Here is an 11,728-nt window from a genome sequence, read left to right on the forward strand (position 1 = left end):
ACTTTCCGTAGCCGTTCCGGCGGAGGTCGTGCAGCCCGGGGGCAGCTTCCCGTTGAGCTGGCTGGTCGACCTGTTCACGTTGCCGCGGGTATGGGCGGCGGTGACGGGTCTGCCGATGCAGCAGCATGGGGACGCGGGGCATGGCGGCTATGTGTCGGCTTCCGCGACCTCCGCGCATGGTCGGGCAGGCCGGAAGCAGACCAGGGCCCGGGGTGGTCTTGACGGCTTCCAGCCTCACGAGGGTTCGTCGGGTGCGATCACTACTCGTGCACGGCGCGGCTTCGACGCGGGCACGAGCAAGCGGCAGGCGGACAGGTCCAAGGCGAGCATGAGCCAGTTCGCGAACGCGGACGGCTCGGTGACCCAGCAGCTCACGGCCGGGCACACCAACTATCGCGCCGAGGACGGCAGTTGGCAGCCGATCGACGCGACCCTGGTGCCGTCGGGCTCGCGGTGGTCGATGAAGGCCAACTCGCTGAAGGTGTCGCTCGGTGCTTCGCAGGTGAGCTCGCCCGCGGCGCTGACCCGGTCCGCGACCACGGCGACCACCGCGCCGGTCGCACCGATGGTGTCGATGACGTTGCCGTCGGGCGCCTCGGTCGGCTACGACCTGAGCGGCGCCGCGGCGGTCGCCCCGGCCGTGGCCGGCGCCGTGGCGACGTATCCCTCGGTGCTGCCGAACACCAACCTGCAGCTGCAGGCCATCGCTGACGGCGTCAAGGAGACCCTGGTTCTGGCATCCCCGGCGGCCGGCAACCAGTGGGTGTTCCCGCTGCGGCTGACCGGGTTGACGCCGCGGATGACCGCCGACGGCTCGGTCGACCTGGTCGATGCCGCCGGCAAGGTGCTGGCCTCGTTCCCGCACGGTTCGATGAAGGACTCCAAGTTCGATCCGCAGACCGGCGACATGGCCCACTCCTCCGCGGTGACCATGTCGCTGATCACCATCGGCGGCAAACCGGCGCTGAAGGTTGTCGCCGATCGGGCCTGGCTCAACGATCCGGCCCGGGTCTACCCGGTCCGGGTGGACCCGACGGTCACGACCGGTGACACCAGCGACGTCTACGTCGACAACGACTCGAGCACCACCGCGGCCGACCAGGACGGCGACAACCTGCCGGTCGGCACCTACGACGGCACCGTCAAGGCCCGCTCGTTCATCCACTTCACCGGTGCGGCCACGCCGGCCACCGGTCAGCGGGTCACCTCGGCCAGCCTGAAGCTGTACCTGACCTGGCAGTACTCGTGTGACTACAACCGCGCGTTCTCGGTCTACGCGGCCACCGCGGACTGGGGTGTGGACACGCTGAAGACGGCGTCGTTGCCGGGGGCGCCGATCGGCGCCAGCCCGATCGGCTCGCTGACGGTGACCGATCCCGGCGTGGCCTGCACCAACACTGCCGCCAACCGCAGTGTCGGCAAGTGGGTGACCGTGCCGCTGAACGTGGCGACGTTCAACGGGTGGACGTCCGGTACCTCCAACTACGGCCTGGCACTGCTGGCCTCGGAGACCGACAAGCTCGGGTGGAAGCGGTTCACCTCGACGAACTATGCCTCCGCCGCTTACGAGCCCCAGCTGAGCCTGACCTACACCCCCAACGTGGTGCCGCAGGTGGACACCCGGTACCCCGCGGACAACACCGCGGTGGAGACGCTGACGCCGCAGCTGGTCACCCGGGCCCACGACCCGGACGGTTACCCGAACAAGGGCCTGACCTACACGTACACGGTCTACGACGGCACCGGCAAAGTGGTGGTCACGTCGGCTGCCCAGACGTCCTCCGGCTGGCAGGTGCCGGCCGGGAAGCTGGCGTGGAACAACACGTACTACTACACCGTCAAGGTCGGTGACACGGTCGGTACCTCGGCCGAGACCGGCGGGTACGTGTTCTCCACGCCGGTGCCGCAGCCACGGCTGACCTCGGATCTGGCGCAGAACCCGGGCGCCGGTTTCGATCCCAACAACGGCAACTACACGACATCGGCCAGTGACGCGCAGGTCGCCGGTGTCGGCCCGGCGCTGGAGATCTCGCGCAGCTACAACAGCGTGGACACCAGGCGATCCGGAGCTTTCGGTCTGGGCTGGGCCAGCATCCTGGACCTCAAGGCGACCGAGCGCACCGACATCGCGGGTGCGGTGCAGACGGTCGTCGTGACCTATCCGAACGGCTCCGAGGTGGCCTTCGGCCGCAACAGCGACGGCACGTTCACCGCGCCGTCCGGCCGCTATGCGATCTTCACCGCGCAGACCTCGGGCAGCACGGTCACCGGATACACGCTGACCGACAAGGACGCCACCCAGTACGTCTTCGGACGGGCCGCGGGTACCGGCATCTTCAAGGTCACCAAGATCATCGACGCGAACGGGCGTACGCTGTCGTTCGACTACGACGCCGCCGGTCACGTCAGCACGATGACCAACGCCTCCGGCCGCAAGCTGACGATCACCTGGAACGCGGGCAACCACGTCGCCACGGTCGTCACGGACGCGCCGGCGACCGGGTCGTCCGGTTACACCTGGGCCTACACGTACGGGACGAACGACCAGCTGACCACGGTCTGCCCGCCCGGCACCACGACGGCCTGCACCGTCTACGCCTGGGGCAACGCGAACAACCAGTACGCCAATGCGGTGCTGAACCTGAACCCGTACTCGTACTGGCGGCTCAACGAGGCTTCCGGCTCTTCCGCGGTCAGCAGCGTGCTGACGAACGCCGCCATGGACAACGGCACCTACCGGAACGTGACGCTGGGTGCCGCACCGGCACTGGGCGCGTCCGGCGCCACCACCGCGACCTTCAACGGCTCGTCGTCCTCCGTGCAGTTGCCCGGCAAGCTGGTTGCCGACGGCTCCTACCAGACGGTCAGCATGTGGTTCAAGACGACCACCCCCGGCGGCGTGCTGTTCAGCTACAGCGCCGCCGCACTGACCGCGGGTACCACCATCAGCAACTACACGCCTTCCTTGTACGTCGACAAGAACGGCTATCTGCGCGGCGAGTTCTACCAGGGCTTGACCACCCCGATGAAGTCGAAGTCGGCGGTGACCGACGGCAACTGGCACCACGTCGTGCTCTCCGGTGCCGGCAACACCCAGACCCTGTACCTGGACAACGTCGCCCAGGCGAGTCTGACCGGCACCATCGCCATGTACCAGGCAACCGGTTCGGCCTACGAATACGTCGGCGCCGGCTACCTCGGCGGCGGCTGGCCGGATCACGCGAACACGGGAGTCACCGCCGCCCCGGCGACCTACTTCACCGGTTCCATCGCCGAGGTCGCGTTCTTCACCAAGGCGCTGACCGCCACCGACGTTTCCGCGATCTATCAGGTCGCCGCGACACCCAGCGCGATCATCCAGTCGATCACCTCGCCCGGCGGCCGGGTCCAGGCTCAGGTCGCGGTCAGCAATGTGACCGGTCAGGTCACGTCGGTGACCGACGAGAACGGCGGCGTCTGGACGATGGGCGCGCCGTCCATCACCGGCAGTGGTGACGTGTACGCCGCGTCGGTGCTCGGCGGCAAGCCGACCAACTACTGGCGCCTCGGCGAGACGAACGCGGGTACCACCGACGCGGTGAACGAGGTGGCCGGTGACAACGCCACCTACAACGCGGTCACCCTCGGCCAGAGCGGTCCGTTCAGCAATTCCACCGCCGCCACCTTCGACGGCACCACCTCCAGCGTGGCGCTTCCCGGCACGGTGGCGCCGTCCGGCGCGTCCTCGGTCGGTCTCTGGTTCAACACCACCGCCACCGGCAAGGTGCTGCTGGCCTCCCAGGCCGGCGCACTCGGTGACACGACTGCCCTGGGTCTGCCGACCCTGTGGATCAGCGCGGACGGCAAGCTGCGCGCCCTGTCCCCGTCGACCACCCCGACCGGGCCGCTGCGCTCAGCGTTCGCCGGCAAGTGCCTGGACGTGGCCAACGGCAGCAACGTCGACGGCACCAAGATCCAGTTCTACGACTGCAACAACAGTGCGTCGCAGAACATGACGCTGGCCGCCAACGGGTCCGTGCAGGTGCTCGGCAAATGTTTGGACGCCAAGAGCAGTGGCACCGCCAACGGCACCCTGATCCAGCTCTACACCTGCAACTCCTCGGTGGCCCAGGTGTGGCAGCCCTACAACGGCGGCCTGCGCAACCCGAACTCGGGCAAGTGTCTGTACTCGCCCACCACGACCAGCGGCACCCAGGTGCAGCTCTACACCTGCGACGGCAGCGACGCGCAGAAGTGGACGCTGTCGCTGGCCTCGGCCGCCGCGGTGAACGACGGCACCTGGCACAGCGCCGTGCTGACCTCCTCGGGCACCACGCAGACCCTCTACGTCGACGGCGTCAAAGCCGGTTCGAGCACCGGTACCGCTGCGCTCACCGCGGGTGGCCAGCCCTACGCGTACCTGGGCGCCGGCGCCACCGGCTCCGGCTGGTCCGGCCTGACGGCGAACACCACGTCGTACTATGCGGGCAAGCTGGCCGAGGCGGCGTTCTTCCCGAGCGAGTTGACTGCCGACCAGGTCGCCGCGCAGTTCCAGGCGAGCAAGCAGACCGTGCCGGTCGCGGTGACGACCGTGGACACCACGGTCAAGGCGATCACCATGCCGGTCAAGAACGTCACGGTGACCGATCCCGGCGGCAAGACCATCGCCTACGCGTACGACCTGGTCAACAACCGGCAGATATCCGAGACCGATGCGCTGGGCAATGTCACCAAGTACGGGTACGACACCGGGGGTTTCGAGAGCCTGGTCTACGACCCGAACGGCGCTCGGACGCAGGCGGTGCAGGACGCCCGGGGCAACACGATCCAGCAGATCACCTGCCAGGACCAGAAGAACAACCTCTGCTTCAGCACCTACTTCGGCTACTACCTGAACGCGTCGAATCCGGTGGATCCGCGCAACGACGTGATGATCAGCAGTAGTGACGGCCGTTCGGCGACACCGCAGGACACGGCGTACCGCACCACCTACGACTACGACGCGAAGGGCAACCCGCTCGGCTCGACCGACCCGCTCGGGCGCAGGATCACCACCCAGTTCACCGACGGCAGCACCAGCCCGGCGGGCCTGCCGGCCCGGATCGTCAACGCCTCGGGCGGCGTGCAGACGATCGGGTACAACACCGCGGGTGACGTGGTGAAGACGACGTCGCCGGCCGGCGAGGTGAGTACCTACACCTACGACAATCTCGGCCGCAAGCTCACCGAGACGGTCACGACCAGCACGTTCCCGAACGGGCGCACCTCGTCGTTCACCTACGACCAGCAGGGTCGGGTGCTGACCGAGACCGATCCCAAGATCACTAACCGGGTCACCGGTGCGGTGCACACCGCGGTCACCACGAACGTGTACGACGACGACGGCAACATGACGTCGCAGACGATCGCGGACAGCACCGGTGGCGACGTCGCCCGGACCCAGACGGTCGCGTTCAACGAGCACGGGCAGAAGCAGTCGCAGACCGATGCGGTCGGCAAGTCGACGAGTTTCACCTACAACGCGTACGGCCAGGTGGTGACCGAAACCGACTCGGACGGCGGGGTGACCGCGTTCGACGTCGACGCCGAGGGCAACGTGCTGTCCGAGACGATGAAGGGCTGGACCGGCGATCCGAACAACCCGTCGGTCGCCAAGGACCTCACCACCGAGGCGAACAAGTACGACCCGGCCGGCCGGCTCGCCAGCCGCACCGACGCGATGGGCCGCAAGACGGCGTACACGTACACCGACAACGGCCTGACCTCGACGGTCACCGTCACCGACGGGACGAACTCGTACCTTCAGGAGAAGAACGAGTACGACGCCGACAACAACCTCGTCACGCAGTGGACCAACAACCTCGTCACCAAGACGAAGTTCACCTATGACCCGGCGGGCCGGCAGACCACGGTCACGGTCGACCCGGACGGGGTCAACCGGGTCACCACCAACGTTCTCGACGCGAACGACAACGTGGTCCGCACCACCCAGCAGGTCGGTACCGGCAGTGTGCTCAAGGCGACCGATTTCAAGTACGACGCCGAAGGCCGGATGACGGCGCAGACCGCCTACAACGGCGACCCCGACCTGACCCCGGCGGCCCGCTGGAGGCTGAACCAGACCAGCGGTACCGCGATCGCCGACAGCTCCGGCAACAACCGTCTGACCGCCACCAAGGTCGCGTGGGTGAACGACACCACGCGCGGTGCGGTGGCGTCGTTCGACGGCACCACCTCCACGATCACCGGCGACGATGCCCCGGTCGACACCACCAGGCCGTACACGGTGTCGGCGATGGTGAAGCTGGCCGGCAAAACCGCCAACGGCTCGGTGCTCACCCTGCCCGGCAAACTCGGCACCGCCCCGCTCGCGCTCGGCTACCAGGCCTCCACCGACCGGTGGCACCTGACACTCGGCGCGCAGAACACCGATGGCAGCATCGCTACCACCAGCGGCGACGGCACCAAATCACCCACGGTGGGCGCGTGGACGCAGCTGGCCGTCACGGTCGACCCGCAGAACAGGACCGCGATCCTGTACGTCAACGGCACTGCTGAGACCACCCTCACCGCGAGTGGGCCGTTGAACCAGGCGGCCACCGGTATCCGGATCGGCCTGCCCGGCAGTGGCACCAGCTTCAACGGGTCGATCTCCGACGTGCAGGCCTACCAGAGTGTGCTCACCGCCGCGCAGATCGCCGCCGGTCTCAACCCGGCCGGCACGGTGTCGCGCAGCAGCAGCACTCTCGACGAGGGCGGTCTCACCGTCCGGGCCACCGACGCGCTCGGCAATGTCACCGACGTCGCCTACGACGAGGCCGAGCGCCCGGCCGTGACCACCGCGCCGACGGTCGACGCGGAAACCTTCACCGGCAAGGTCACCGCCCGGCCGGTCAACTACGCCGGTTACGACACCTTCGGCGACCAGACCGAGTCGGTCGACGCCAACGGCAACAAGACCACGACGGTGTACGACCGGGCAGGCCGCGCCTACGAGACGCACGGCGCCCCGTACACCACGCCGGGCGGGGTGACGATCAACCCGGTTTCCAAGGTCGAGTACGACACGCTCGGGCAGACGAAGACGTCGACCGACGAGCGCGGCAACATCACCGCCTACACCTACGACCAGCTCGGCCGCCTGGCCAAGACGGTCGCGCCCAACGGCGGCGAAACCAAGGTCACCTACGACGAGGACGGTGAACCGCTGACCGCCACCGGTCCGACCGGAGCGACCACGGCGATGACCTACGACTATCTCGGCCGGAAGCTGACCTCGACGCAGGCGGTGCGCCAGACCGGCAAGTCGTACACCACCAACTACACCTATGGCACCGCAGGGCTGCTGGAGTCGATGAAGACGCCGGCCGGGGTGAGCGAAAGCTACACCTACAACAACGCCGGCGATCAGCGCACCGTCAAGGACGGCGCGGGGCAGATCACCACCTCGTCGTACGACGGTCTCGGCCGGGTCACCAGCGTCGAGCAGCCCGACGGCGCCTACCAGACCTCCACCTACGATCTGCTCGGCCGCACCACCGCGACCGCCGCGTACGCCACCAAGACCAGCACCGCCGTGCTGACCGGCAGCTCACGAACCTATGACGCGGCCGGCAACGTACTCACCTCGACCGACGGGCGGGGCACGACCACGTCGTTCACCTACGACTCGACCGGCATGGTCCTGTCCGAGCACCAGCCGATCTCGGCCGGCGCGGCGATCGACACCACGTTCGGCTACGACCTGCTCGGTAACCGCACCCGGTACACCGACGGGCGCGGGAACGCGTTCTGGACCACGTACAACTCCTGGAACCTGCCCGAATCCCAGATCGAACCGGTCACCAGCCAGTACGTCGCCCTCCCCGACCGGTCGTACACCACCACGTACGACGAGGCCGGTAATGCGGTCAAGCAGACCTCGCCGGGCGGGGTCGAGCAGACATACACCTACGACGCCATGGGCGGGCTGACCGCCCAAGCCGGCACCGGCGCCGAAGCCACCACGGCCACCCGCAAGTTCGGCTACGACCTGGCCGGGCGGATCACCACGTTCTCGTCGCCGACCGACGACAACACGGTCACCTACGACGACCGGAACCTGCCCACCGCCATCACGGGCCCGTCCGGGAACTCGTCGTTCGCCTACACCGACGACGGCCTGATGGCCTCGCGCACCGACGCCGCCGGCACCACCAACTACGTCTACGACAACGCCGACCGTCTGTTCTCCCTGAAGAACGCCACGGCGGGCACGGACCTGACCTACACCTACGACCAGACGTCGGCGGTCAAGCAGATCACCTACGGCGGCACCGGCAACTACCGGTCGTTCACCTACGACGGCCTGCACCGCCTCACCGGCGACGAGCTGAAAACCTCAGGCGGCACGTCGATCGCGAAGATCGGCTACGGCTGGGACGCCAACAGCAACGAAACCTCGAAAACCACCACCAATTTCGGTGGTACGACGGTCAGCAACACCTACGAGTACGACCTGGCCGATCGCCTGACCTCGTGGAACAACGGCACCACCAAGATCGGCTACACATACGACGCGTCCGGCAACCGCACCGGCAACGGCTCCACCACCTACACCTACGACGCCCGCAACCGCCTGGTCGCCGACTCGGCGGGAGTCTCCTACGGCTACACCGCTCGCGGCACCCTGAGGTCGGTGGTCGGATCATCCGCGTCCGCCACCACCACCTCGGACGCCTTCGACCAGACGATCACCCAGTCGTACGGTGCGGGCAGCACGGAGACCTACGGATACGACGCCCTGGGCCGGGCACTGCAGGCCGGCTTCGCCTACAGCGGTACCGGCAACGACCTGGCCGCCGACGACTCCGGCACGAAGTACGTGCGGGATCCGAGCGCGGGCCTGGTCGGCGCCGCCGCGGGCAGCAACGCCCGCCTGGTCTGGACCGACCTGCACGACGACGTGGTCGGCCAGTTCACCGCCACCGCCACCGCCCTGACCGGTTCGACCACCTACGACCCGCTCGGCGCCGTCAAGTCCAGTTCGGGGATGGTGGGTCAGCTCGGTTACCAGTCCGAGTACACCGAGGCCAGTACGAACCGCGTCAACATGGCGGCCCGCTGGTTCAACACCGGCACCGGTCAGTTCGACAACCGTGACACCGCCTCGAACAACCCGGTACCGGACTCGATCGACGCCAACCGCTACCAGTACGCCAGCGCCAACCCCCTGACGGTCACCGACCCGACCGGTCACTTCTCCATCATGGGCGCGCTCAAGTCGGTCGGCTCCCACACGATGAACGCGGTGCACACGGTCAGCTCGTACGCGTCGCAAACCTATTCGATGGGCGCCAGCTACGTTTCGTACACCTACCACTCCGCGTCCTCGTACTACTACAGCGCCAAGGCGTACACGCTGGACAAGGTCGCCAAGGTCGCCAAACGGGTCGGCTTGAACAAGCTGGCCAAGCGCGCCGAGCAGGGTCGCAAACACGCCTCGCAGAAGGCCCGCGATCAGCGCCGTCAGGCGGCCAAGAGCTATCGCGATGCGCAGCGCAAGGGCCACGCCCTCAAGGAACGGGTGGTCCGGGCGGCGAAGAAGGCTGTCAAGGTCGTCAAGGACGTCGCCCACAAAACGGTCAAGTACGTCAAGGAGCACAAGAAGCAGATCATCGCGGCCGTCGCGATGGCCGCCACCATCGCGGCATCCGTCGCCCTCGGCCCGGTCGGCGGCATCGTCGCCGGCATCGCGATCAGCATCATCAAGGATGCGGCCTCCGGGGACATCCACAGCCTCTCCGACCTGGGCTCATCCCTGGCCAGCGCCGCCTTCACCGGCGTCCTCGGTGCGGCCACCGGCGGCCTGGGCGGCGCGATCGGCGGCAAGCTCGCCGGTCTGGCCGCGTGCAAGCTCGGCGCCGGCCTGCTCGGCAAGATGGCCTCCGGCGCGCTCGGCGGCGGCATCGGCGGCGGTATCTCCGACGCCGCCGAACAATTCGCCACCACCGGCCACGTCAACTGGTCCCAAACCGCCCAGGCGACCGCGACCGGCGCCGTGATCGGCGCGGTCACCGGCGGCACCTCACGGTGTCACAGTTTCGACCCGTCCACCCAGGTCGTCATGGCCGACGGCTCCCACAAGGAAATCGCCAAGGTTCAGCTCGGCGACCAGGTCTTGTCCACCGACCCGAAGACCGGCGACACCGAGGCGAAACCGGTCAGCGTCCTCCATCATCACCAGGACAAAGATCTGGCCGAGGTTACGGTCAAGGACGGCAAGACCGGAAAAATTTCAAGGGTCAAGACGACGGCCAACCATCCGTTCTGGGACGCGTCTAAGAACGACTGGGTCGAAGCCAAAGACCTGAAGGCGGGCGACAAGCTCCGCAACGCTGACAGCGAGACCACCCAGACCGTTGCCGCGATCAAGGTTTGGACCGGCCTCAAATGGATGGACGACCTCACGGTCAACGACATCCACACGTATTATGTGCTCGCCGGCATAGAGCCAGTCCTAGTACACAACTGCGGTGGGTCGGGAGCAACCAACGGTCGGAAGCATTCATCCAGCTGCCAATGCGCGACAGGTGGAAAAGAAGTTTTCCCGCCGAATCCTTATGGGTCCCGGGGTAGTCCCGCAGTAAAGGAACAACTTGATAATGTGCGAGACGATTTTCTTGCGGCGAATCCTGGCTGGTCTCACAAGAACGGTGGCCGTGACGCAGTAACCGGCGACGACATGCCGGAGTACTATGTGCCAGGTCCATCTGGTGGTGTGCGTGGCTCGTCGAAGACCGACCTAACCTTCCAGCATGACGAGACGGGTGCCCTCTTCCACATCAATACAGTCGACACATTGGCCGATGGCAAGACTCCCACAATGCGCGAGGTTGATAACATGTGGCGGTTCCATCAACAGTCGGGCGGTCATCAGGTGTGGATGATCCCGAAGGGATAGCTTTGATCAAACGCTTGTATCTGATCATGATGCCCGGAGATGAGGAGATTCTTATTTCCTCGCTCCGGGGCATCATCCCTGGCCTGCTGCTTGTCGATGGTTTTAAGTGGCCTACTCCCGAGCCCCCCCTTGTAGGCTCCATTGCAGAGGCGAAGGCTCGAAGGGTTCTGCTGTGGGATGAACGAACGTTTCCTGTCTTGCCGAGCGTGCGGCAAGCGGATGGTCTCTTTGCTGGGCCGAGTACGCGATATGTCGCTGCTCTCGACCGAGCGCGAGTCGAGCGGGGGGTGAACGATGCCGATGTCTTGGTTTCAGGTTCGCTTTCGTGGTCATCGAGCGATGAATCGAGAGAATCAAAAGAATTCGGGTCGGCGGTGATGAAAGCAGCCAAGAAGGTCATGCGTACGAAGGTGCGAACCCAAGCGGGCAGTCGACCGGCTCCGCAGTTCTTGGCGGGAAGTTGCGCGGTGGCGTGGTGGAAAGAATCCCCTGAATCGCGTTTCTTCGGCTTGAATGCCGTTGGCGTCCTGGGTGTTCCGGAGGTGTAGCGCCGTATCTGCCGGACCGGCCGCGCGTTGCGGCGACCGGTCTGGCAGATCATCGTGAGGTGATCGCGGGAAAGGACCGACCCAGCGTTGACCGATGCCAGTGGCTGCCGTGAGGACGAGCGGCTCGTTTCCAGCGCGCCCTCAGAGGTTCCGGTGAACTCGAGATCGGTCACTCCTCACCTTTGCCGGGTCGGCATTTGTGTGGCCGCGTCCGCGCCGGCTCGCTGCCGCGGGGCTGACCTGATTTCGCTCAACTGGA

Annotated in this window: 2 protein-coding genes; both read left to right on the forward strand. The window is 66.7% G+C overall.

Annotated features, from left to right (window positions below; translation table 11 throughout):
• Positions 1–328: 328 nt before the first annotated feature.
• Positions 329–10,921, forward strand: a complete 10,593-nt coding sequence (locus ACSP50_RS16355) for a LamG-like jellyroll fold domain-containing protein (protein WP_052311592.1) — start codon at positions 329–331, stop codon at positions 10,919–10,921.
• Entirely contained in the window at positions 10,900–11,469 is a 570-nt protein-coding gene (locus ACSP50_RS41920; RefSeq protein WP_155123516.1) for a hypothetical protein, read from the forward strand. The genes ACSP50_RS16355 and ACSP50_RS41920 overlap by 22 nt, the downstream gene beginning before the upstream one ends.
• Positions 11,470–11,728 lie beyond the last annotated feature (259 nt).

Source organism: Actinoplanes sp. SE50/110, assembly GCF_900119315.1.
GTDB lineage: Bacteria > Actinomycetota > Actinomycetes > Mycobacteriales > Micromonosporaceae > Actinoplanes.